Annotated in this window: 21 protein-coding genes; 13 read left to right on the top strand and 8 right to left on the bottom strand. The window is 46.3% G+C overall.

The window, feature by feature from the left end; translation table 11 throughout:
- The first annotated feature begins 196 nt into the window (after nucleotides 1-196).
- The 12 genes from DBR02_RS00860 (at nucleotide 197) to ugd (ending at nucleotide 13132) form a co-directional block, all read left to right on the top strand.
- The gene (locus tag DBR02_RS00860; protein WP_107533353.1) at nucleotides 197-1291 is read left to right on the top strand and encodes a glycosyltransferase family 4 protein; all 1095 of its coding nucleotides are present in this window, start codon (nucleotides 197-199) and stop codon (nucleotides 1289-1291) included.
- Entirely contained in the window at nucleotides 1288-2076 is a 789-nt protein-coding gene (locus tag DBR02_RS00855) for a glycosyltransferase (RefSeq protein WP_107533352.1), read from the top strand. Before DBR02_RS00860 ends, DBR02_RS00855 begins: the two co-directional genes overlap by 4 nt.
- Nucleotides 2073-2957, top strand: coding sequence for a glycosyltransferase family 2 protein (locus DBR02_RS00850; RefSeq protein ID WP_107533351.1), 885 nt, complete (start codon nucleotides 2073-2075; stop codon nucleotides 2955-2957). The genes DBR02_RS00855 and DBR02_RS00850 overlap by 4 nt, the downstream gene beginning before the upstream one ends.
- Nucleotides 2947-4182, top strand: a complete 1236-nt coding sequence (locus DBR02_RS00845) for an oligosaccharide repeat unit polymerase (RefSeq protein WP_107533350.1) — start codon at nucleotides 2947-2949, stop codon at nucleotides 4180-4182. The genes DBR02_RS00850 and DBR02_RS00845 overlap by 11 nt, the downstream gene beginning before the upstream one ends.
- Nucleotides 4154-4735: an acyltransferase gene (locus DBR02_RS00840; RefSeq protein ID WP_107533349.1), complete on the top strand. Its 582-nt coding sequence runs from the start codon at nucleotides 4154-4156 to the stop codon at nucleotides 4733-4735. The genes DBR02_RS00845 and DBR02_RS00840 overlap by 29 nt, the downstream gene beginning before the upstream one ends.
- A complete protein-coding gene (locus DBR02_RS00835; protein WP_107533348.1) occupies nucleotides 4732-5895 on the top strand; it encodes a glycosyltransferase in 1164 nt (387 codons plus the stop codon). Before DBR02_RS00840 ends, DBR02_RS00835 begins: the two co-directional genes overlap by 4 nt.
- A complete protein-coding gene (locus DBR02_RS00830) occupies nucleotides 5873-7105 on the top strand; it encodes an oligosaccharide flippase family protein (protein ID WP_107533347.1) in 1233 nt (410 codons plus the stop codon). Before DBR02_RS00835 ends, DBR02_RS00830 begins: the two co-directional genes overlap by 23 nt.
- Before the next feature lie 18 nt (nucleotides 7106-7123).
- Nucleotides 7124-8137: a UDP-glucose 4-epimerase GalE gene (gene galE / locus DBR02_RS00825; RefSeq protein ID WP_107533346.1), complete on the top strand. Its 1014-nt coding sequence runs from the start codon at nucleotides 7124-7126 to the stop codon at nucleotides 8135-8137.
- Between the two features lie 126 nt (nucleotides 8138-8263).
- Nucleotides 8264-9670, top strand: a complete 1407-nt coding sequence (gene gndA, locus DBR02_RS00820) for an NADP-dependent phosphogluconate dehydrogenase (RefSeq protein WP_045350282.1) — start codon at nucleotides 8264-8266, stop codon at nucleotides 9668-9670.
- Nucleotides 9671-9758: 88 nt separating this feature from the next.
- A complete protein-coding gene (rfbB, locus tag DBR02_RS00815; protein ID WP_107533345.1) occupies nucleotides 9759-10844 on the top strand; it encodes a dTDP-glucose 4,6-dehydratase in 1086 nt (361 codons plus the stop codon).
- Nucleotides 10845-11726: a glucose-1-phosphate thymidylyltransferase RfbA gene (gene rfbA, locus DBR02_RS00810; protein ID WP_107533344.1), complete on the top strand. Its 882-nt coding sequence runs from the start codon at nucleotides 10845-10847 to the stop codon at nucleotides 11724-11726.
- A 239-nt stretch (nucleotides 11727-11965) separates the two neighbouring features.
- Complete coding sequence (gene ugd, locus DBR02_RS00805; RefSeq protein WP_003859477.1) at nucleotides 11966-13132, top strand: UDP-glucose 6-dehydrogenase; 1167 nt, start codon at nucleotides 11966-11968, stop codon at nucleotides 13130-13132.
- Between the two features lie 47 nt (nucleotides 13133-13179).
- Here the strand turns inward: ugd and DBR02_RS00800 are convergent, their stop codons facing one another.
- A complete protein-coding gene (locus DBR02_RS00800; RefSeq protein WP_107533343.1) occupies nucleotides 13180-14184 on the bottom strand; it encodes an NAD-dependent epimerase in 1005 nt (334 codons plus the stop codon).
- A 192-nt stretch (nucleotides 14185-14376) separates the two neighbouring features.
- Between DBR02_RS00800 and wzzB the strand changes: the two genes are divergently transcribed.
- Nucleotides 14377-15357, top strand: coding sequence for an LPS O-antigen chain length determinant protein WzzB (wzzB, locus tag DBR02_RS00795; protein ID WP_107533342.1), 981 nt, complete (start codon nucleotides 14377-14379; stop codon nucleotides 15355-15357).
- Nucleotides 15358-15395: 38 nt separating this feature from the next.
- On the opposite strand, the gene hisIE is transcribed toward wzzB, so the two are convergent.
- From hisIE to hisD, 7 genes are read right to left on the bottom strand one after another with little or no spacing between them, the layout of a single operon-like run.
- Entirely contained in the window at nucleotides 15396-16007 is a 612-nt protein-coding gene (gene hisIE / locus DBR02_RS00790) for a bifunctional phosphoribosyl-AMP cyclohydrolase/phosphoribosyl-ATP diphosphatase HisIE (protein WP_107533341.1), read from the bottom strand.
- Nucleotides 16001-16777, bottom strand: a complete 777-nt coding sequence (gene hisF, locus DBR02_RS00785) for an imidazole glycerol phosphate synthase subunit HisF (RefSeq protein ID WP_063868365.1) — start codon at nucleotides 16775-16777, stop codon at nucleotides 16001-16003. The genes hisIE and hisF overlap by 7 nt, the downstream gene beginning before the upstream one ends.
- Nucleotides 16759-17496, bottom strand: coding sequence for a 1-(5-phosphoribosyl)-5-[(5-phosphoribosylamino)methylideneamino]imidazole-4-carboxamide isomerase (hisA, locus tag DBR02_RS00780; protein WP_107533340.1), 738 nt, complete (start codon nucleotides 17494-17496; stop codon nucleotides 16759-16761). Before hisA ends, hisF begins: the two co-directional genes overlap by 19 nt.
- Entirely contained in the window at nucleotides 17496-18086 is a 591-nt protein-coding gene (gene hisH / locus DBR02_RS00775; RefSeq protein WP_107533339.1) for an imidazole glycerol phosphate synthase subunit HisH, read from the bottom strand. Before hisH ends, hisA begins: the two co-directional genes overlap by 1 nt.
- Nucleotides 18086-19153: a bifunctional histidinol-phosphatase/imidazoleglycerol-phosphate dehydratase HisB gene (gene hisB / locus DBR02_RS00770; protein WP_107533338.1), complete on the bottom strand. Its 1068-nt coding sequence runs from the start codon at nucleotides 19151-19153 to the stop codon at nucleotides 18086-18088. The genes hisH and hisB overlap by 1 nt, the downstream gene beginning before the upstream one ends.
- Nucleotides 19150-20211, bottom strand: coding sequence for a histidinol-phosphate transaminase (gene hisC, locus DBR02_RS00765; protein ID WP_063868369.1), 1062 nt, complete (start codon nucleotides 20209-20211; stop codon nucleotides 19150-19152). Before hisC ends, hisB begins: the two co-directional genes overlap by 4 nt.
- Nucleotides 20208-21512 (bottom strand): histidinol dehydrogenase, encoded by a 1305-nt coding sequence (hisD, locus tag DBR02_RS00760; RefSeq protein WP_107533337.1) that lies wholly within the window; start codon nucleotides 21510-21512, stop codon nucleotides 20208-20210. Before hisD ends, hisC begins: the two co-directional genes overlap by 4 nt.
- Nucleotides 21513-21516: the final 4 nt, after the last annotated feature.

Here is a 21516-nt window from a genome sequence, read left to right as displayed (position 1 = left end):
ATAATAACAGTGAGTTATTCGATTTTTTAGAGTACAATTTCGGTCATTTGCTCTTGTTTATTTTGTCTCAAAATACGACAATTAAAACAGTTTAAAGTTACTATAACTTTTTTAGAGTACACAACTAAATTCATGCAGTGCACTGGTAGCTGTTGAGCCAGGGGCGGTAGCGTGCTTGTTTCTTAAGGAGTAATATATGAAAGTTCTTTTTTTAATAACGCGGGGAGATGAAATAGGAGGGGCACAAACCCACGTTAGAGATGTTATGCTTGGGTTACAAGATAAGTATAATATTGAATGTATATTAGCTACCGGCTCTGTAGGAAAATTTACAGAAGAAATGCAACAAAAGGGTATAAGGATCTTACATATAAAATCAATGAAAAGAGAAATATGCCTAAATGATTTCAAAGCCTTTTTAGAATTACGAAAACTTGTCAAAGAAATCAAGCCTGATATAATTAGTTGCCACTCATCTAAAGCTGGGGTTCTTGGTAGGTTAGCTACTATTGGTTTGAGCATTAAAAAGGTGTTTACGGCACACGGTTGGGCATTTACCGACGGGATTCCAGCGAAAAAAGCAAAATTCTATAAAAATATAGAGCTTCTTTTATCTTACCTGACGGATGCTATTATTAATGTTTCGCGATATGACCGGCAATTAGCAATAAATAATAAGATTAAATCTAAACATTATGTAATCCATAATTGTATACCTGATAATAAAATCATACGCGAAGCGCAGCGTAATAAAATCAATATGCCACTTCGTTTTGTAATGGTAGCAAGATTTTGTGAACAAAAAGATCACGAAACACTTATCAAAGCTTTTCGTAATATCTTACCAAGCAAGTGGCATTTGAGTCTATTAGGTGGGGGGGATAGTACAGAGACTAAAAATTTGGTTTCTAAATTAAATCTTGACTCCAGCGTTGAATTCATCGGTGAGGTATCGAATGTACAAGATTATCTTGATAAAGCCGATGTGTTCATGTTGATAAGCAATTATGAAGGATTCCCAATATCCATTATTGAGGCAATGAAAACCGGACTCCCTGTAATTGCTAGTGACGTTGGGGGAGTTTGTGAGGCTGTTATTGATAAGCAAAATGGATATCTTATACCGCGAAAGGATGTGGATGCTTTGCGCTCCAGACTTGAAGAACTCATTGAAAACCCAGACCTGCTGATTAAATTTGGTAAAGAATCTCGTGAATTGTATGAGCTTAATTTTACTTTGAACAACATGGTAGATTCATATCATCAAGTTTTTGCAGAGGTTAACAAATGAGTGACTTGATAGTATTAATGCCTGTGTACAATGATCAAAAGGATATGATCAAAACTTTAGACAGTATAAGCGAAGACGACAACGATTTCTTAGTGCTCATTATTGATGATGGCAGTAAAATTCCGTTAACGTTAAATGATAACGAGTATAAATTTAATGTTAAAATACACCGTCTGAACGAAAACAAAGGCATCACTGGTGCGTTAAATGCTGGGTTGGATTTAATCTCAGAGATGGATACTGTTAGTTATATAGCTCGATTAGACGCTGGTGATGTTCAGGTTCATAATCGGTTTAAGAAACAGCGTCAGTATTTTCATAAGAATCAAAATATTAAGTTTCTGGGTTCAAATGTATCTTTTTTTGATGTTAATGGAGAAGCTGCATTCGATACTAATCTTCCGCTCACAGATACTCAAATAAAAAAAGAAAAATATATCCGATCATGTTTTATACATCCCACAGTCATGTTTTCTATGGAGATAATAAAAGAAGGTTTAAGATATTCAGAAAATTATCCATGTGCTGAAGATTATGAACTTTTCCTTAGAATAACAAATAAATATGACGTAGCAAACTTGAGTGAAAATCTACTCTTTTGCTATGATAGAGCGAATGGCATAAGTATAACCAGAAGAAAAAAACAAATATCAAGCGTTTTAAAATGCCTTCTGACACATAAGGATTATAGAAGCCCTTACTGGTATTTAGGAATCGGCAAAGTGTTGGCGCAATATTTTGTACCAAGAGCCGTTTTTAGCTATATTAAGGCTCGATTATCATGATTAATACAACTGTCATTATACCTTACAAAAATAATCTGAGTGCGCTTCATCGCGCATTAGAAAGCGTATTGGCTCAAACAGTTGAAGTCTATATTATAATCGTAGATGACGGATCCGAAGAAAGTCAGAAAGCAGAGCTGGCAGCAGAGAAGTTTAATCACGAGAATATTAGAGTTATTTATAATGATATAAGCTTAGGTGGAGGGGAAGCAAGGAACATTGGTATTCGCAATGCTAAATCAAAATTTATCGCGTTCTTAGATTGTGATGATTATTGGGATCCCAATAAAATAGAATCGCAGCAAATAATGTTTTCGAAATTACCTGCAAACAGAGCTAATGTTATATTTAGTTCAATTCGGGTAGTCGATGAAGATCTAAATATCATCAAAGAGTATCGGGATAGTTCGGAAATTATAAATTTCTCTGAGTATGTTTTTCTTCAAGGTGGTCTCATACAAACATCATCTTTATTTCTTGAAACTTCATTAGCATTAAAAAATCAATTTAATCCTACTTTAAAACGTCACCAAGACTATGATTTTTGTTTAAAGCTTGAAGGTCATGGAGCCATCTTTAAATGTTGTGATGCAACCTACAGTTATTGGGTTGTTCCCAAAGATCCTCTCATAGCTTTAAAAAAAGGATATGATTATAATCTTAGCCTGGATTTTTATAATAATTATAAAGGATTGATGACTACCAGAGCAGGTTATGCTTTTTTAGCGAAGGTTCCTCTATGGTTTTCTATTAAACAAAAAAATATGAAAGGTTTCGTTTTTAGTTTACTGGAAAAATGTGGTTTCAAAGTAAGTTGTATGGTTTTTCTAGAGTTAGCAAGATTAATTCTAACAAAATGGATAACGCGCAATGTTAAATAAAATTAACGATGTGAAACCAAAAGGTTTCATATTACTGAATTTAGCGTTCTTTATTTTTTGTTTACGTCCGCCAGGGATGTCCGCCATTGTTTTTATTTTAACTGCCATAGCTTTACTAAGTCTTTTTTCTAATAAGTTAATCGTGAAGTATGAAAGGCAGTACAATTTACTTTATATTTTAATATTTATAATGATGATCAGATGCCTGGTCGGATTCGCTTTTAATGGTGGATATGAAGAAAGGTATTTTCCAGTATTACTTTTATTTTCTTGTGTGTTAATTATACACATTTTAACTGCGAGACAAATTAATCTGAAAGAATGCTATGCAGGTTTCTATTATGCGATAATTGTGACTCTTGCTTTAGTGGTTTTTGAGATCATTACTGGATATCATCTACCATCATCTCGATATTCAGATCCTACAAATGATGCACAACTATGGAGTATATCAAAGCCAACGGCATTTTATTATAATGAAAATGATATGCTTAGCTTTCTTGTGTGTTTTCTACCTTTTGCTATTTATCATTCCAAGAAGAACTTACATAAAATAATAATTTTTTTAATTACCTTAGCTAGCGCAGTTTACATTGGTTCTAAAGCGGCAATTTTGGCTTTGCTTATATATGTATTGTTTACCAAATTAGTTTCTAAGAAAATAATCCTGTTCCTTGGTGCTTCTGCGTCACTGTTGTTGTTATTGCTTAACCCTAGCATTATTGAGGATTTGACTCTTTTATCAAATAATGCTGTGTCGAGATTGGTTAATTTTTGGAACACATTGTCAACTACTGGAGCGGATGATGAAAGTACCTCCGAGAGGCTGCAAATTTATAAGGCTAACATTGATTGGCTAATGAATCATGCAAATGCCTTCTTATTTGGTAACGGCCGCTTTGGAGACTATGAAGTCGATATAATTAATCAGTATGGTTTAAGAATGGGCGAATTTCATAATATCCACTTTGAAATGATAACAATTTATGGAATAGTCTTTTATATACTGTTTTTTTCGTATTATGTATTTTTAATTTGGAAATGTATTAAGTTAAGGTATATTAAACCAGCTGTGAGACCACTGATTACCTCAGCGATTTTATATCCTATTTTGATTTCATTTGGGCCCAGTAGTTCTTTGAAATATCCGTTTCTCTTTATTATTGTATTATTGATGGCTATCGGGATAAGGACTTATGAAAAAAACACTAAAGCATATATTTAAAATAGTCTTACATACTATTAATTTACCGTTCCTATTTTGGTATCTTATACGAACAAAAATTCCTTATGCTAACTTCAAAAACATTGCCATTTCTATCTCCAAGCATACAGGTGAAAGGGGGATTCTATTAAGGCAGGCCTTTTATAGGAAAACGCTTAAAAAGTGCGGAATTAATTTGCGTGTCCATTATGGTGCTTTTTTTGTATATCCGAATATTACCGTCGGGCAAAACTGTACTGTAGAAGAATTTTCAATAGTAAGTTTATGTGACCTTGGGGATGATGTAATAATTGCTGCCCGAGTTTCCATCATGAGTGGTGGTAATCATCATGAAGTTGATGATTTAAATTTGAAGTTCGTTGATTCTTTGTTGCCGCTCAAGCACCTTTCAGTTGGTTCAAACGTATGGATAGGCACACATGCTGTCATCATGAATGATGTGGCTGAAGGGTGTGTTATTGGTGCTGGAGCTGTATTAACGCGTAAGTTTGATAAAAACATGATTATAGCGGGAATCCCCGCAGCAATAATTAGAAAAAGGGGCGGGCATTGAATATATTGGTTATTCCCTCATGGTATCCTAATCCGAAGCTAAAGACTCAAGGCCTTTTTTTTCGTGACCAAGCGCTAGCATTATCTAAAAAACATAACGTTGATGTAATCTATTGCCATAGAGGTGCTTCTTTTTATAATAAAGAATATAATGATAATGGGCTGAATACACATTTTTGGGGTTACAGACTACGCGCTGGTAAATATATTGGAATGCTGATCCGAGTTCTTATATTTATTGTTATGTTCATCAAATATCAAAAAAATAGACAAGTTGATGTAATACATTGTCATAGCGTTGCATTCAATCAGGATGGAAGCGCTGGTATCGCTGGGGTGATAATAGGTAGGCTATTTTCAAAACCGGTTATCATAACGGAGCATGCAACAGTTTTTAAGTCAAAAAATTACGGTTACGTTGAAAAGAAAATAATGCAATGGGCGTTAAAAAATGCTTCAACGTTAGTGACAGTTAGCGATGGTTTGAAGGAAAATCTGCTTGAGTTCACTAACAGAAAGGATATACATACGATCCCTAATACAATGGATATAAAACTGTTTGAGAAAAAAAAAGGTATAAAACAAACAACCTCTGAGGGTGAAATTAATATTTGCTCTGTTGGTTATTTGATGCAAAAAAAAGGATTTGATAGATTAATCTTAGCTTTCGAAAAGATTAAAGGAAAGTATGATATACCATTTAAACTCAAGGTGATAGGTGATGGCCCAGATTTTACTGCACTAAAAGAAATGATCGAAACTAAAGGCTTAGAATCTAATATTGAGTTGTTAGGTGAACTAAGTAAAGATGAAATTGCATATCATATGAGCCAAAGTGATGTTTTCATTTTGCTTAGTCGAGTTGAAACCTTTGGTGTTGTTGTCATTGAAGCGTTGGCTTCAGGACTATTCTGTATAGCTACAAAATCCGGAGGCCCTGAATATATCATAAAAAATGATACGCTTGGCGAGTTACTTGAAAATATAGACGATGTAGATTATTTTTCAGATGCAATAGCGAAGATTTTGATGTCTCGAAATTTTAGAACTAATGAAAATTTACGAAAGGAATTTGTCAAAGAACATTATTCATATGACAGTTTTCTGGATTCTTTCGATAATATAGTTTTGTCAAAATATGAAATACATACAAGTAATTAAAAAGTATTCTTTTTTTTCTGTAGCACCCTTACTCTCGGCATTAATACAGCTTTTTTCGGTATTTATCATAGGTCATACTCTCTCAAGTTCTGAGTTGGGTTTAGCTGGCATTTTTAATACATTAATTTTTATTCTTGTTTTTATATCTGACGGTGGAAGCTCTAATTATTTTATTTACAGAAGAATTCTCACCTTCCTAGAGGTTAGAATAATTACCGTATTGAATGTTTCAGTGTCTTGTTTGTCTATTATACTATATTTACTTCTCTCTCCTAATCTTATTGAGGGAAGTATTTTTACGATATTCTCGTTTCTAGTTATTTCTTTATCGATTAGTTTTCCGTTGTATCATTATTCACGGCTTCTCGTCGAGAAGAAGTTTAATACCATAGCTATGGTGGAAGTATTTTCAAAAATAATATTTATATCTAGTTTGGTAATGTTAATTTATAATTTCAATATCCAGGGAGAAGCTGTTGTATATGCATGGGCAACTTCATATGTGATAAGATGTGTTATATTTATCATTGTGTGTAGGGGAATATGTTTGTATGAAAAAAATTCAGTTGCATCTGGGTTTAACTCTATAGTTAAAAGATGGTGGGCATATATACATAATCAAATATTTTCCCAATTTTTAAATTATATTACGCTAACTGCGGATATATTTATTGTATCACACTTTGGTGGATTGGAGCGTGTAGGCGTCTACAGCCTTTGTAAAGACACTACATTAAAAATCAGTGCTGTTATTAGTCCGGTTATTAGTAAGTTACTCATAAGCCATGTTGTTACCTCAAATGTTAAAATGCTCCATTTAAATGCCAAGCGAATATTTTTAAGTATTCTGTTTGTTGCTTTATGTGTATTTATCACATGGAGTGTCATAAGCCCTTATTTACTTCAAAGGCTACGACCAGATATACATTCCGACTTTGAGATTTATATTTATGCTTGGGCCATTTGTGGGGTGTTAAGGATGCTTATTAACCCAATAGCAACTATATTTCAGGGCGTAGGTGAAACCCGAAAAGAACTTCAAATCAACATTGTTTCATTTATTGCTTTCGTAATAATATTCTCATTATTATATTTAAGTGGCTTTATGGCTGGTGTGATTAATACTGTTCTCATTACTCTGGTCGGGATGTATATTATATCACTTATGTACTCAGGATGGCTTTTGCAAAGACGTTTTCAAAAAATTTAATTTCATGAGGCTTTAGAAATGACTATTTTGATAACCGGTGGTGCAGGTTACATAGGCTCACACACCGCTTTGAGCTTATTAGAAAATGGCCGTGACATTGTAATTGTTGATAATTTAGTTAATTCGTCGAAAATTGCCATTCAGCGGATTGAAGAACTTTCAGGGAAAACTGTCGAATTTTATGAAGGGGATGTTTGCAATATTGATTTCTTAAATATGTTGTTTACAAAGCACTGTTTTGAATCTGTCATACATTTTGCATCTTTAAAATCGGTTTCGGAATCAGTATTATACCCTTTAGAGTATTACCACAATAATATTGTTAGTGTGCTTTCTCTTATTAAAACAATGGTAAGTCATGGAGTCCATAACCTTATATTCAGCTCGTCAGCCACTGTTTATGGTGTTCCAGAATCTATTCCTCTTATAGAGTCGTGCCGCACAGGCGGTACAACAAATCCATATGGATCATCCAAGTTTTTTATTGAACAAATACTTAATGATGTTTCACATGCCAACTCAAATTTAAATATTATGCTGTTGCGCTATTTCAATCCGGTGGGAGCACATCATTCGGGATCTTTAGGGGAAGCTCCAAATGGAACACCTAACAATTTATTCCCATATATAACGCAAGTGGCCGTAGGCAAGCTGGATAAAGTATATATTTACGGTGACAATTACGATACACCAGATGGCACAGGGGTAAGGGATTATATACATGTCATGGATCTTGCTGAAGGTCACTTAGCAGCACTAAATGCACAAAAGGATCACCCAGGTTTGAAAGTGTATAATTTAGGAACAGGTAAAGGGTATTCTGTTAAAGAGATCGTCACTGCTTTTAAAAAAATTACGGGTGTTGATATTCCGTATCAAATTACCGAGCGTCGTCTAGGTGATATAGCAGAATGTTGGTCTGATCCTACTTTAGCATCTCATGAGTTAGGATGGAACGCTAAACGCGGATTAGATGAGATGATCGCAGATGCTTGGAGATGGCAACAAAAAAATCCTGCTGGCTACAAATAATCCCTTAAGACCAACAAGTAAATTTATGCTCTTAATTGCGCTATCTTCCTCTTTATCTCTGCGTTAAAATCTTAGAACTTTCAAGCCGCGCACAGTCGCGGCGACCACACCTGACAGGAGTATGTAATGTCCAAGCAACAGATCGGCGTTGTCGGTATGGCAGTGATGGGGCGCAACCTGGCGCTCAACATCGAAAGCCGTGGTTATACCGTCTCCGTTTTCAACCGCTCCCGTGATAAGACCGAAGAAGTCATCGCTGAGAATCCAGGCAAGAAACTGGTTCCATTCTATACGGTTAAAGAGTTCGTTGAGTCTCTGGAAACACCTCGTCGTATCCTGTTAATGGTGAAAGCGGGCGCAGGTACCGATGCAGCCATCGACTCCCTGAAACCTTATCTGGATAAAGGCGACATCATTATTGATGGCGGTAACACCTTCTTCCACGACACCATCCGTCGTAACCGTGAACTGTCTGCTGAAGGCTTCAACTTTATTGGCACCGGCGTATCCGGCGGTGAAGAGGGCGCCCTGAAAGGTCCATCCATTATGCCTGGTGGACAGAAAGAAGCGTACGAACTGGTCGCGCCAATCCTGACCAAAATCGCAGCCGTTGCTGAAGATGGCGAGCCGTGCGTGACCTATATCGGTCCAGACGGTGCTGGCCACTATGTGAAGATGGTACACAACGGCATCGAATACGGCGATATGCAGCTGATTGCTGAGGCATACTCCCTGCTGAAAGGTGGCCTGAATCTCTCCAACGAGGAACTCGCAGAGACCTTCACCGAGTGGAATAAAGGCGAGCTTAACAGCTACCTGATCGACATCACCAAAGATATCTTCACCAAGAAAGATGAAGAGGGTAAATACCTGGTTGATGTGATTCTGGATGAAGCCGCGAACAAAGGCACCGGTAAATGGACCAGCCAGAGCTCTCTGGATCTCGGCGAGCCGCTGTCCCTGATCACTGAATCCGTTTTCGCGCGTTATATCTCTTCTCTGAAAGAGCAGCGCGTTGCGGCATCCAAAGTGCTGTCCGGCCCGCAGGCTAAACCAGCCGGTGACAAAGCTGAATTCGTTGAAAAAGTCCGTCGTGCACTGTATCTGGGTAAAATCGTCTCTTACGCGCAGGGCTTCTCTCAGCTGCGCGCGGCGTCAGACGAGAACAACTGGGATCTGAACTACGGTGAGATCGCGAAGATCTTCCGTGCCGGCTGCATCATTCGCGCTCAGTTCCTGCAAAAAATCACCGATGCCTATGCTGAAAATGCGGGTATCGCCAACCTTCTGCTGGCACCTTACTTCAAGCAGATTGCAGACGACTATCAGCAGGCGCTGCGTGATGTCGTTGCCTACGCCGTGCAGAATGGTATCCCGGTTCCTACCTTCTCCGCTGCGGTGGCGTACTACGACAGCTATCGTGCTGCCGTTCTGCCAGCGAACCTGATTCAGGCACAGCGTGACTATTTCGGTGCGCATACCTATAAGCGTACCGATAAAGAAGGTGTGTTCCACACCGAATGGCTGGATTAATATACGGTTAACCATGCCATCAAGCCCGGTAGCGATACCGGGCTTTTTTATCTTGCCCGTCCACCTACTGTTTAATGGAATAGATTGCGTGAAAATTCTAGTTACTGGCGGCGCCGGTTTTATCGGTTCCGCGGTTATCCGACATATTATTAGCAATACTCGGGATAGCGTTGTTAACGTTGATAAATTGACCTATGCCGGTAATCTGGAATCCTTGCGTGAAGTGAGTGATAGCGAGCGCTATGTTTTTGAGCATGCAGATATATGTGATAAAGAGGCAATGGCGCGTATTTTTGTTACCCATCAGCCTGATGCGGTAATGCACCTGGCTGCCGAGAGCCATGTCGATCGTTCTATTACCGGGCCCGCTGCGTTTATTGAAACCAATATCGTTGGCACGTATATCCTGTTAGAAACAAGCCGTGCTTACTGGTCTTCACTGGACGAGGCAGCAAAATCTACCTTCCGTTTCCATCACATTTCAACTGATGAAGTTTATGGCGATCTGCCTCATCCCGACGAATGTCATGATTCTACCCCGTTACCACTGTTTACCGAGAAAACAGCGTACCAGCCCAGTAGCCCTTATTCAGCGTCAAAAGCGTCCAGCGATCATTTAGTTCGTGCCTGGATACGCACCTATGGTTTACCGGGGATTGTGACGAATTGTTCAAATAACTACGGGCCCTACCACTTTCCTGAAAAGCTGATTCCTCTCGTCATTTTGAATGCGCTGGATAATAAATCATTGCCGATTTACGGTAAGGGCGATCAAATCCGTGACTGGTTATACGTTGAGGATCATGCTCGTGCGCTGTATACGGTTCTCACCAAGGGTAAACCGGGAGAAACGTATAATATCGGCGGTCATAACGAGAAGAAAAATATTGAGGTCGTCCAAACCATTTGCGATCTGTTAGACGAAATGGTACCGAAAGAAACATCTTACCGCGCGCAAATTACCTATGTGGCGGACCGTCCTGGACACGACAGACGTTATGCAATTGATGCCCATAAAATTAGCGACGAGCTCGGATGGACTCCTATGGAAACCTTTGACAGCGGCATTCGTAAAACGGTTGAGTGGTATTTGAATAACCAGGAGTGGGTTTCGAACGTGAAAAGCGGCGCCTATAAGAGCTGGATTGAGCAAAATTATGGGGAGCGGAACTGAATGACAAAACGTAAAGGTATTATATTAGCTGGCGGATCGGGTACACGTCTTTATCCCGTCACAATGGCCGTAAGTAAGCAATTGTTGCCAATTTACGATAAGCCAATGATCTATTATCCACTCTCTACGCTCATGCTGGCAGGTATAAAGGATATTCTGATTATCAGCACGCCTCAGGACATTCCCCGATTTGAACAACTGCTCGGAAACGGGAGCCAGTGGGGATTGCATATCCAGTACAAAGTGCAGCCGAGCCCGGATGGCCTTGCTCAGGCGTTTATTCTGGGTGAAGAGTTCATCGGTGAGGATAATTGTGCGTTGGTATTAGGCGATAACATTTTCTACGGACACGATCTTCCTCGCCTGCTTGAAGGCGCAGCAAGCCAGCAAGAGGGGGCGACCGTCTTCGCCTATCACGTCAGCGACCCCGAACGCTATGGCGTCGTTGAGTTTGATAAAGACGGTACCGCGATTGGCCTTGAGGAGAAACCTCAACAGCCCAAGAGTAATTATGCAATAACCGGTCTCTATTTTTACGATAACGATGTTATTGAGATGGCCAAAAGTTTAAGCCCGTCCGATCGTGGTGAACTGGAAATTACCGACATCAACCGCATCTATATGCAGCAGGGACGATTGTCCGTCGCGATGATGAGACGCGGTTACGCCTGGCTGGATACCGGCACGCACCAAAGTATGATCGAGGCGAGCAATTTCATTGCCACTATCGAAGAGCGACAGGGTCTCAAGGTTTCTTGCCCTGAAGAGATCGCATTCCGTCGAGGCTTTATCGATGCTGAACAACTTCGTGTGCTTGCTGAGCCACTGAAGAAGACCGGATATGGTCAATATTTGCTGAATCTGACCAAGGGATTAGTCTGATTTGACGCAGTAAGCTTTTTTCCACTTCTTGCTGGCAAGTACCCTTTAAAGTCTTATTGTCGCTGAAAAACAGATGCTTTGCTTAGTGTAGTGATTAGCCGTTTTGGTGAGCAAAAACATTTTTCAAAAATCCTGAAACCTTGACAGTGAATAAGTATTAGCGCTAAAAAACTCTTAGTTAATCATTGTGGTGGCCGTTATATGGCTATCAAAAACTCAAACGTGTAGAAGTCAAACAAATGAAAATAACCATCTCCGGAACAGGCTATGTTGGTCTCTCAAACGGTATCCTGATTGCACAGAACCATGAAGTGGTTGCACTGGATATCGTGCAGGCAAAAGTGGACATGCTTAACCAGAAGAAGTCCCCAATCGTCGATAAAGAGATTGAAGAATACCTGGCGACCAAACCGCTGAACTTCCGCGCTACCACGGACAAAGAAGACGCATACCGTGATGCGGATTTCGTCATCATTGCCACCCCAACAGACTACGATCCTAAAACCAACTACTTCAATACCTCTACCGTTGAAGCGGTGATTAAAGACGTTACGGCAATCAACCCTAACGCAGTGATGATCATCAAGTCGACGATTCCAGTGGGCTTCACCAAATCTATTAAAGAAGAGTTGGGTATTGATAATGTCTTCTTCTCGCCGGAGTTTCTCCGCGAGGGCAGGGCGTTATACGATAACCTGCACCCATCCCGTATCGTGATTGGCGAGCGTTCCGAGCGTGCGGAGCGTTTTGCTGCATTGCTTCAGGAAGGCGCAATCAAAAAAGATATTCCGGTGCTGTTCACCGATTCCACCGAGGCAGAGGCGATTAAGCTTTTCGCTAACACCTATCTGGCTATGCGCGTGGCCTACTTCAACGAGCTGGACAGCTATGCTGAGAGCTTAGGGCTGAACACCCGTCAGATCATCGAAGGCGTGTGTCTTGACCCGCGTATCGGTAACCATTACAACAACCCGTCATTTGGCTACGGCGGTTACTGCCTGCCAAAAGATACCAAGCAGCTGCTGGCAAACTATCAGGCGGTCCCGAACAACCTGATTTCCGCCATTGTGGACGCGAACCGCACGCGTAAAGATTTCATCTCGGATTCCATTCTCGCGCGTCAGCCGAAAGTGGTTGGCGTGTATCGCCTGATCATGAAGAGCGGTTCCGATAACTTCCGCGCCTCTTCCATTCAGGGGATCATGAAGCGTATTAAGGCGAAGGGCGTGCAGGTCATTATTTATGAACCGGCGATGCAGGAAGACGAGTTCTTCCACTCTCGCGTCATTCGCGATCTGGATGCGTTCAAGAAAGAAGCGGACGTCATTATCTCCAACCGCATGGCGGAAGAGCTCGCGGACGTGAAGGATAAAGTCTATACCCGCGATTTGTTCGGCAGTGACTGATTAAAACTGTGATATAAAAAACCCGGCAATCAGCCGGGTTTTTTGTTTTAAACGTTATAGAAGTTGCGGTACCAGTCGACGAAGTTTTTCACGCCTTCTTTGACGGAGGTCTGTGGTTTAAACCCAATGACGTCGTACAGCGCTTTAGTATCCGCGCTGGTCTCCAGTACGTCACCCGGCTGGATCGGCATCATATTTTTCACCGCTTCTTTGCCCAGCGCCTCTTCAAGCGCGGTGATGTAATCCATCAGCTCGACAGGTGAACTGTTACCGATGTTATACACGCGATAAGGGGCAGAGCTGGTTGCCGGCGAACCGGTTTCGACTGTCCAGTCGGCATCGGCCTGAGGAATGACGTCCTGCAAGCGAATAATTGCCTCTGCAATATCATCGATATAGGTGAAGTCACGTTTCATCTTACCGTAGTTGTATACGTCGATGCTGTTGCCTTCAATCATGGCTTTAGTGAATTTGAACAGCGCCATATCCGGGCGTCCCCAAGGGCCATAGACGGTAAAGAAGCGCAGGCCAGTGGTCGGCAGGTTGTACAGATGCGAATAGGTATGCGACATCAGCTCATTGGCTTTTTTGGTTGCCGCATACAGGGATACCGGGTGGTCCACGGAGTCGTCAGTAGAAAACGGCATCTTACGGTTGAGGCCGTAAACGGAACTGGATGACGCATACAGAAGATGCTGAACCTTGTTGTGGCGACAGCCTTCCAGCACGTTCAGGTGACCGACCAGGTTCGCATCTGCGTAGGCATGCGGGTTTTCCAGCGAGTAACGCACACCCGCCTGTGCAGCAAGATGGATCACGCGGTCAAACTTCTCATCAGCGAAGAGGTTTGCCATGCCCTCGCGATCCGCTAAGTCCAGCTTATGGAAGGTGAAATTCTCGGATTTGAGCAGTTCGAGGCGAGCGAGCTTGAGGTTCGGATCATAGTAATCATTCAGGTTATCAATCCCAACAACCTTATGTCCTGCATCAAGCAGGCGCTTGCTGACATGAGAACCGATAAAGCCCGCCGCGCCAGTTACCAGAAATTTCATAGCTTCCCTCATTCACAGTGTTCTTGTTGATGCTCCAGAGCATCAGAATGCGACTATGATAGCGCGTCGCCTTGAACTTACATAACCCATCTTTCCGATATAACTCATCGGATTCTTATAGAAAATTCTTCAGCAACAGATACACTAAGGGAACAAGATTATTTTTGCCCTTTTTCATCTGTTAGGGATTGTATGACGCAAAACAACAATAACCTGGTCACACGTAACAATGACCCGGAGCAAATTGATTTACTTGATGTAGTGTTACAGCTGTGGCGTGGTAAGTGGTTGATAGGGGCTTTTATTGCTGCTTTTATCGTTCTTGCTGGCGTTTACATCACTGTAGCTAAAGAGAAATGGACGTCATCTGCCATCATAGCCCAGCCTGATGCGGCTCAAATTGCCACCTATTCCAATGCATTGAATATCCTCTATGGCGGGGCAGCCCCTTCCATGTTGGACATTCAGAATCGTGCTATTGGACGTTTTAATTCCTCCTTCTCGGCATTAGCTCAGGCGCTGGAGAATCAGGATGTACCCGAGAAATTGACGATTGAGCCCACGTTTAAAAGTCAAGGATTACCCTTGACAGTAACCTACCAAGGCGAATCTGCCGAAGCGGCACAAAAGCAGCTTGCGCAGTACATCCAGCAGGTTGACGAGCAGACAGCAAAAGAACTAACCCTCGACCTCAGAGATAACCTCAAACAGCAAATCACTACGTTGAATGACTCCCTCGCAAACCAGGAGAAGGTTGCTCAGGAGCAGAAGGATCTGCGTATCAAACAGATTTCTGAGGCGCTTAAAGACGCAGAAGCGGCGAAGATAAATACACCGCAACTCCAGCAAACACAGGATGTCACTCAAGAAACTATGTTTCTGCTGGGCGCGGTAGCACTAAAATCAATGGTTGATAACGAAGCGTCTCGACCGTTAGTCTTCCCCGGTTCCTATTACCAGGCTAAAAAGAATTTATTGGATATTCAGAATTTAAACGTAAATCCGGATACAATTCACGTGTATCGTTACGTCATGAAACCGAATTTGCCCATTTATCGTGACAGCCCTAAGAAAGCCCTCACCCTCATCCTTGCCGTTCTCCTCGGTGGGATTATCGGTTCTGCTGTCGTCCTCGGCCGTAACGCGCTGAGAAACTACAAGCCAAGATCCTGATTTACTGATAAAAAAAGACCGGGTTTCCCCGGTCTTTTTTATTTATGCCGTTTCCGCAAGTTCTCAATCACCGTCGTTAAATCCAACTCCTGATCCTGAAGCAGCACCAGCAGGTGATACATCAGATCAGACGCTTCGTTCGTCAGCTCCTCCCGGTCATGCACGGTGGCCGCCAGCGCCGTTTCAACGCCTTCCTCACCCACTTTCTGCGCAATCCGTTTGGTGCCGCTGGCGTACAGCTTCGCCGTGTACGAGCTCTCAGGATCCGCTGATTTGCGCTCTGCCAGCAATTGTTCCAGCTGATAGAGGAACAGCCACTGGTGGCTCGCCTCGCCGAAGCAGCTGCTGGTGCCTTTGTGGCAGGTTGGCCCAATTGGGTTGACCAGCACCAGCAGGGTGTCGTTGTCGCAGTCTTGCGTAATGCTGACCACGTTCAGGAAATGACCCGAGGTTTCCCCTTTCGTCCACAGGCGCTGTTTGGTGCGCGAGAAAAACGTCACCTTGCCGCTGTCGATGGTTTTTGCCAGTGCCTCCCGGTTCATGTATCCCAGCATCAGCACTTCGCCTGAAACGGCATGCTGTACAACTACCGGCAGTAATCCGTCAGTTTTTTCCCAGTCCAGCTGCGCCTGTTGTTGCTCTGTTAACATACCCTGATCTCCACGCCCTGGTCGGCCAGGTACGTTTTTAACTCACCAATATTGATAATCTGTTTGTGGAACACGGAGGCCGCCAGCGCGCCGTCCACGTTCGCATCGCGGAAGGCTTCCAGGAAGTGTTCCATGGTGCCCGCGCCGCCGGAGGCAATCAGCGGAACCTGGCACACCGCACGCACTTTTTTCAGCTGCTCCAGGTCGTAACCGTTACGTACGCCGTCCTGGTTCATCATATTCAGCACAATCTCACCCGCGCCGCGTTTTTGCACTTCCTGCACCCAGTCCAGCGTCTCCCACTGGGTTACGCGCGTGCGGCTTTCGTCGCCGGTGTACTGGTTGACGTGATATTTGCCCGTCGCGGCATCAAACCAGGTGTCGATCCCGACGACGATGCACTGCACGCCGAAGCGATCCGCCAGACGCGTAATCAGCTCCGGGTCGGCCAGGGCAGGGGAGTTAATGGAAATTTTGTCTGCCCCGAAAGAGAGAATTTTCGCCGCATCGTCAGCAGATTTAATCCCGCCCGCCACGCAGAAGGGAATATCAATTACTTCTGCCACGCGCGCCACCCAGCTTTTGTCCACCACGCGGCCATCGCTGGAGGCGGTGATATCGTAAAATACCAGCTCGTCTGCACCTTCATCGGCATAGCGTTTAGCCAGCGGAACAATGTCGCCAATGATCTCATGGTTGCGGAACTGCACGCCTTTCACAACCTGACCGTCGCGTACGTCCAGGCAGGGTATTATCCTTTTTGCCAGCATTGAATCGCCTCCTTCACCGTAAATTTGTCTTCCAGCAGCGCACGACCTACAATCACGCCGCGCACGCCGGTTCCGCGCAGAGCGGCGATATCCGCCAGTTCGCCGATACCGCCAGAGGACTGAAACGCCACCTGCGGATAACGCGCGCAAACCTCTTCATACAGCGAGACGTTCGAGCCTGCGAGCGTACCATCGCGTGAAATATCCGTGCACAGCACGTGCTTCAGCCCCACGGGGAGATAAATTTCGACCAGCTCTTCCAGCGTTACGCCGGAGTTTTCCTGCCAGCCGCTGACCGCGACCTGCTTGTTGCCCTGCTCGTCGATGCGCACATCCAGCGCCAGCACCAGCGCGTCCGCGCCGAAGCGGCGGAACCAGCCCTTGACCATTTCAGGTTCTTTTACAGCAGTCGAGCCGACCACCACGCGCGCTACGCCCGCGTCCAGTAAGGCTGCAACATCGGCTTCCGTACGTACGCCGCCGCCCACCTGCACCGGGACGTCCACGCCAGCCACCAGCTTTTTAAGCAGTGGGATCTGGCGCTTCGCCGGATCTTTCGCGCCGGTGAGATCGACCAGGTGCAACACCTCAGCTCCCTCGGCGGCGTAAGCCTGTAAGCGCGGCAGCGGGTCGTTGCCGTAGTCGCGCTGTTGACCGTAATCGCCCTGATGGAGACGAACAACCGTGCCGTCAATTAAATCTAAAGCGGGAATTATCATCACATCTCCAGGAAATTTTTCAGCAGCTGCGCGCCGGCGGCGCCAGAGCGTTCCGGGTGAAACTGCACGCCGTAAAAGTTATCTTTTTGCACCGCAGCGGTGAACGCTTCGCCGTAATTGCACTGGGCGATGGTGTAGGTATTCACGGGCATGGCGTAGCTGTGGACGAAGTAGAAGTACGCGCCGTCTTCAATACCCTGGAACAGCCTGTTGCCCGCTTTCGGATAAACGCGGTTCCAGCCCATGTGCGGCAGCGGCAGGCCGTGGTCGGTCATTTTCGGCACGTCTTCTTCTATAATGCCCAGCAGATTGACGCCGTTGCTCTCTTCGCTGCGGCGGCCAAGCAGCTGCATGCCGAGGCAAATGCCCAGCACCGGTTGAGTACAGGCTTTGATGAGATCCACCAGCTCGCGCGCGTGGATCTGATCCATCGCCGCCTGAGCGGTGCCCACGCCCGGCAGAAAAAGTTTATCCGCGCGCAGCACCACGTCCGGGTCGCGGCTTACTACCGGCTCATAGCCGTGGCGCATAATCGCCGACCGTACGGAGTTCAGGTTGGCGCATCCGGTATCCAGAATCACCACGTTCATTACAGCACTCCTTTCGACGAGGGAAGGGCATCACCTTCAACGCGGATCGCCTGGCGCAGGGTACGGCCAAAGGCTTTGAACAGGCTCTCGACGCGGTGGTGATCGTTTTTGCCTTTCGTTTTCAGGTGCAGCGTCAGGCCCATGGTGTAAGAAAGCGAGCGGAAGAAGTGCTCCACCATTTCGGTGCTGAGATCGCCCACGCGCTGGTAGGTAAAGTCGGCTTTGTATTCCAGGTGCGGACGCCCGGAGATATCCATCGCGCAGCGCGCCAGGCACTCGTCCATCGGCAGGACAAATCCAAAACGGTTGATGCCGCGCTTGTCGCCGAGCGCCAGCTTCAGGGCTTCGCCCAGCGCCAGGCCGGTATCTTCCACGGTGTGGTGATCGTCGATATACAGGTCGCCCTTAACGGCGATCTCCATGCGGAAACCGCCGTGGGTGGCGATTTGATCCAGCATGTGATCGAAGAAACCGACGCCGGTGTGGATCTTGCTGCCGCCTTCGCGATCGAGCCAGACCTTCACGTCGATCTGCGTCTCTTTCGTGTTGCGTTCCACGTGCGAATAGCGATCGCGTTTGGTCAGCTGCTCGCCAATCATCGCCCAGTTAAGCGCGTCCCGGCTGTAGCGCAGACCCGCAATGCCCATGTTTTCCGCCAGCGTGATGTCCGTGACGCGATCGCCAATCACATAGCTGTTGGCTTTATCCAGCGCCTCTTCCGCCAGATAGCGTTCAACAAGCTTCACTTTTGGCTTACGGCAGTCGCATTCGTCGGCAGGCATGTGCGGGCAGATCAGCACCTCGTCGAAGACGATGCCCTGAGAGGTCAGCACCTGCATCATCAGGTTGTGTGGGCCGTCAAAGTCCGCCTGCGGGAAACTGTCGGTGCCCAGACCATCCTGGTTGGTGATCATCACCAGCTTATATCCCGCTTGCTGAAGCTTCAGCAGCACCGGGATCACGTCGGGTTCAAACGCCAGCTTGTCGAAACGATCGACCTGAAAATCGCTGGGTGGCTCCGATATGAGGGTGCCGTCACGATCGATAAAGAGATACTTCTGACTCATACTTTCTCCGCTTTCAGGGCGTCAATCACGCGCTGGCTCTCCGCGCGGGTGCCGACGGTAATGCGCAGGCAGCCGCTCAGGGTAGGTTGTTTATTCTGGTCTCGTAAGATAATGCCCTGATCCCACAATGATTTAAATATCGCGCTTGAGGCGGTGAAGCGCACCAGGATGTAGTTGGTTTCCGAATCGAACACCTGCTCCACGCACGGAATTGCTTTCAGGGCCTCGACAAGATACTGACGCTCTTCCAGGATTTGCGCCACCCGCTCGCGCATCGCGCTGATACCCTGCGGAGCCAGCGCCTGTGCCGCAATATCGGCCACCGGCGTCGAGAGCGGATACGGGGCGATCACTTTCAGCAGCAGGTCGATAACCGCTTTATTTGCCAGCGTAAATCCGCAGCGAAGGCCAGCGAGGGCGAACGCTTTCGACAGGGTACGCAGCACGACGAGATGCGGATACTCTTCAAGCCAGCCAGCAAGCGTGGCCTGCGGGCAAAACTCAATATAGGCTTCGTCGGCCACGACCAGCGCTTTGCCGCGCGTCATTTCCAGCAGGGCACGAATATCCTGCGGATTGATAATCTGCCCGGTCGGGTTGTTCGGGCTACAGACAAACACCACCTTCACCCCGTCGAGGTTATCGGCGATGCCCTGCAAATCCAGCTGCCAGTTGTCGAGCGCCTGCACGTTGCGGCAGGCCACGCCGAAGGTTTCGGCGCTAACGCTGTACATGCCGTAGGTCGGCTGGCAGTACATCACCGCATCTTTACCCGGCTCGCAGAACGCGCGGATCAGCAGCTCGATCCCTTCATCCGCCCCGCGGCTGACCAGCACCTGCTCAGGCTTCACGCCCGCGTACTGCGCGTAGTTCTCGATCACCGCTTTTGGCTGACACTCCGGGTAGCGGTTCAGCGTCTGCTGCGACAGCTCAAAGGCCACCGCCGTGGGATATTCGTTAGCGTTCAGCCAGACGTCGCCGTTCCCGCCCAGACGACGCGCAGACTGATAGGGCGTCAGGCGACGGACATTTTCGCGGGCTAATTCTTCGATGTTCATGCTTGCTCCTTCAGGGCGGCAACGCGCAGCGTCACGGCATTTTTGTGGGCAGTCAGGCGCTCGGCGGCGGCCAGGGTTTCAATGGTCGACGCCAGCGAGGCAAACCCTTCGCGGGAGAGTTCCTGCACGGTCATGCGCTTCTGGAAATCCGCCAGCCCCAGGCTGGAGCAGGTTGAGGTATAGCCATACGTCGGCAGCACGTGGTTGGTGCCGGAGGCGTAATCCCCGGCGGATTCTGGCGACCAGTCGCCGAGGAACACCGAGCCTGCGCTGGTGATGCTGTCGACCAGATCGCGCGCGTTGCGGGTCTGAATGATCAGGTGCTCGGGGCCGTACTGATTAGAGATGGCGATGCACTGGTCGAGATCGCGGGCCACAATCAGGCGGCTGGCAGACAGCGCCTGACGCGCTGTTTCCGCGCGGGGCAGGTCGGCCAGCTGGCGCTCAACGGCTTCGCCCACGCGTTTTGCCATGTCGGCATCCGGCGTCAGTAAAATCACCTGCGAGTCCGGTCCGTGCTCGGCCTGCGAGAGCAGGTCAGAGGCGACGAAATCCGGCGTGGCGCCGCTGTCGGCAATCACCAGCACCTCAGACGGCCCGGCAGGCATATCAATGGCCGCGCCGTCCAGACGCTGGCTGACCTGGCGCTTCGCTTCGGTCACATACGCATTACCCGGACCAAAAATTTTGTCGACTTTGGGAATGGACTCGGTCCCGAACGCCAGAGCGGAAATCGCCTGCGCGCCGCCCACTTTATACACCGCCTGCACGCCGCAGAGTTTTGCCGCGTAGAGGATCTCATCGGCGATCGGTGGCGGAGAGCAGAGCACCACGTTCTGACAACCGGCAATGCGCGCCGGGGTGGCCAACATTAATACGGTCGAAAACAGCGGGGCGGAGCCGCCGGGGATATAAAGTCCAACGGACGCCACCGGGCGCGTCACCTGCTGGCAGCGCACGCCGGGCAGGGTTTCGACATCCACCGCCTGCAATGTCTGCGCAGTGTGGAAGGTATCTATATTTTTCACCGCGACGGCCATCGCCTGCTTGATGTCATCACCAAGACGACTGCTGGCATCAATGATTTCCTGTTCGGTAACCTGTAAAGTGCCGACTTCCGTCTTGTCAAACTTCGCACTGTATTCACGCAGGGCGTCATCGCCACGGGCCTTGACGTTATCGAGGATCTCCGCCACGGTGCGGGTGATGCTCTCCGAGGCGGAGATGGCCGGGCGCATCAGCAGTTCGCGCCGTTGCGCGTCGCTACAGGTATTCCAGTCGATGATTGTGTTAAAGCTCATGGTC

It is taken from the genome of Enterobacter cloacae complex sp. (genome assembly GCF_900322725.1).
Taxonomy (GTDB): Bacteria; Pseudomonadota; Gammaproteobacteria; order Enterobacterales; family Enterobacteriaceae; genus Enterobacter; species Enterobacter quasihormaechei.
The sequence above is the reverse complement of the archived record's forward strand: the minus strand, read 5'-3'. Positions and strand labels throughout refer to the sequence as shown.

What these genes read in the sequence shown, in the direction of transcription:
- hisH (WP_107533339.1), bottom strand. Translation starts at nt 18,086, where the DNA reads ATGAACGTGGTGATTCTGGATACCGGATGCGCCAACCTGAACTCCGTA.
- gndA (WP_045350282.1), top strand. Translation starts at nt 8,264, where the DNA reads ATGTCCAAGCAACAGATCGGCGTTGTCGGTATGGCAGTGATGGGGCGC.
- hisF (WP_063868365.1), bottom strand. Translation starts at nt 16,777, where the DNA reads ATGCTGGCAAAAAGGATAATACCCTGCCTGGACGTACGCGACGGTCAG.
- hisA (WP_107533340.1), bottom strand. Translation starts at nt 17,496, where the DNA reads ATGATAATTCCCGCTTTAGATTTAATTGACGGCACGGTTGTTCGTCTC.
- hisIE (WP_107533341.1), bottom strand. Translation starts at nt 16,007, where the DNA reads ATGTTAACAGAGCAACAACAGGCGCAGCTGGACTGGGAAAAAACTGAC.
- DBR02_RS00850 (WP_107533351.1), top strand. Translation starts at nt 2,073, where the DNA reads ATGATTAATACAACTGTCATTATACCTTACAAAAATAATCTGAGTGCG.
- hisB (WP_107533338.1), bottom strand. Translation starts at nt 19,153, where the DNA reads ATGAGTCAGAAGTATCTCTTTATCGATCGTGACGGCACCCTCATATCG.
- DBR02_RS00830 (WP_107533347.1), top strand. Translation starts at nt 5,873, where the DNA reads ATGAAATACATACAAGTAATTAAAAAGTATTCTTTTTTTTCTGTAGCA.
- galE (WP_107533346.1), top strand. Translation starts at nt 7,124, where the DNA reads ATGACTATTTTGATAACCGGTGGTGCAGGTTACATAGGCTCACACACC.
- DBR02_RS00800 (WP_107533343.1), bottom strand. Translation starts at nt 14,184, where the DNA reads ATGAAATTTCTGGTAACTGGCGCGGCGGGCTTTATCGGTTCTCATGTC.
- hisC (WP_063868369.1), bottom strand. Translation starts at nt 20,211, where the DNA reads ATGAACATCGAAGAATTAGCCCGCGAAAATGTCCGTCGCCTGACGCCC.
- DBR02_RS00855 (WP_107533352.1), top strand. Translation starts at nt 1,288, where the DNA reads ATGAGTGACTTGATAGTATTAATGCCTGTGTACAATGATCAAAAGGAT.
- wzzB (WP_107533342.1), top strand. Translation starts at nt 14,377, where the DNA reads ATGACGCAAAACAACAATAACCTGGTCACACGTAACAATGACCCGGAG.
- DBR02_RS00860 (WP_107533353.1), top strand. Translation starts at nt 197, where the DNA reads ATGAAAGTTCTTTTTTTAATAACGCGGGGAGATGAAATAGGAGGGGCA.
- DBR02_RS00845 (WP_107533350.1), top strand. Translation starts at nt 2,947, where the DNA reads ATGTTAAATAAAATTAACGATGTGAAACCAAAAGGTTTCATATTACTG.
- DBR02_RS00840 (WP_107533349.1), top strand. Translation starts at nt 4,154, where the DNA reads ATGAAAAAAACACTAAAGCATATATTTAAAATAGTCTTACATACTATT.
- ugd (WP_003859477.1), top strand. Translation starts at nt 11,966, where the DNA reads ATGAAAATAACCATCTCCGGAACAGGCTATGTTGGTCTCTCAAACGGT.
- hisD (WP_107533337.1), bottom strand. Translation starts at nt 21,512, where the DNA reads ATGAGCTTTAACACAATCATCGACTGGAATACCTGTAGCGACGCGCAA.
- rfbA (WP_107533344.1), top strand. Translation starts at nt 10,845, where the DNA reads ATGACAAAACGTAAAGGTATTATATTAGCTGGCGGATCGGGTACACGT.